The sequence below is a fragment of the Lunatimonas salinarum genome, from assembly GCF_017811155.1.
GTDB classification, from domain to species: Bacteria; Bacteroidota; Bacteroidia; order Cytophagales; family Cyclobacteriaceae; genus Lunatimonas; species Lunatimonas salinarum.
Genome location: NZ_JACVCV010000076.1, coordinates 1 through 1,386, shown reverse-complemented (window position 1 = coordinate 1,386; position 1,386 = coordinate 1). Strand labels below are relative to the sequence as shown.

Annotated in this window: 1 protein-coding gene; it reads right to left on the bottom strand. The window is 37.9% G+C overall.

The window, feature by feature from the left end:
- Positions 1–213: 213 nt before the first annotated feature.
- Entirely contained in the window at positions 214–1,182 is a 969-nt protein-coding gene (locus IAQ59_RS21950) for an 8-oxoguanine DNA glycosylase OGG fold protein (RefSeq protein ID WP_209333001.1), read from the bottom strand.
- Positions 1,183–1,386 lie beyond the last annotated feature (204 nt).

Genomic DNA, 1,386 nt, shown 5'->3' with positions numbered 1-1,386 from the left:
TCTATACAGCATTGGCCAACCTACGATTGTCGGCCATTCACAGCACACCTTTGCGAAGGCGGGGATTTTCAGCACTAAACTTCAATAGAAGCACAAAGCTTGAATTTAGCACTTCACTGTCATAGAAGCACGAAACCCCCGCTTTTGCAAAACGGCTGTTAGCGGTTCGGCTTTCTTTTCTGTCGTCATTATTTAGCTGAATATTCATTGTCTTTACTGAATTGTCGCAATGTAATTTTCAATTTCTTCACTCTCTCCAAATGCAGTTGTCGGATTGTTAAAAGGTGGTCTGTCAGAATTTTGCGGACTTAAAATTTCTCCGTTTTCAACTTCATCGCCAAATGTTGGTGTTTCTCTAAATTTTCCTTTTCCCCTAAAATTTAAAATTACTGCTTGAACTCCTGGAATGATACAAATTTGAAGTCCGGTTTCTTCACTTTCAAAAAAGTCGCTTTGGTTAAGTCGCATACGAACTGTTTTATCCTTTAATAAACTTTCAGGACAGTATCCGTCCCACATATTTGAAATCATATTTGTTGGTTTTAAGTTGTTTCCGAAAGTAAAAAGGAATAATTCAATGTTTTCTCCTTCTGTTTCTATGTTACTTGCAACCTGCCTTGCAAGCTGTAAGAAGTCAAGATATTTTTTTTCAGCGTTGTCATAACGAATATTGCTTAACTGCCGAAAGTTAGTATACGATTTGCTCGCAAAAACGTCAATAAGTCGCTGGTCAAGTATTAAACAAGGATTGCCGTTAAATGATATTTTGAAAAAGTAAAGTAGTTTGCTATAAGTTGATAGTCCAAGTCCTGCAACATTTTTGAAAGTTAGTGTCAGGTCGTTAAAGTCTGTCGTTGTGGGGTTTGTTTTATCTCTTAAAGTCCGCAACACGTTTTCAATGGTGTCAATGTGTTTCAGAATATTTACAAAATGATTTCCACGCATTCCTGCTGTGTAGCCCCAATAAATTGTCTTGATAATTGTTTCTCTCGGCTCGTTTGTTTCAAAAATGTCTTGACGGCTTATTGTCAAAGTTTTATTGTCACCAAACAACTTGTCATTGAGATTTTTTAGCCACTTAATTTCATTCTCCACTTTTGTCCAAGTTGTTCGTTTTGTCGTAAAACATTGTTGTCTTACAGGCAGATTTGAGATTAATATTTTGTAATTGTTAATGTTCATTCGTGTCGTCTTTTAAGCTGACCGCTAACGGGATTCAGCTTGGAGACGGCGGGCATTCGGAGCCACTTCTCTTCCAGCCTACTCCAAACTTCTTAAAGATACTGATTCTCTTATTTACTCGGAACCGCCCGCTGTATCCAAGGTGATGTTAGGCTCTGGCATTCTTTGGGTTATTCCCCAGCTTGTTCCAACACCTTTTCAAAA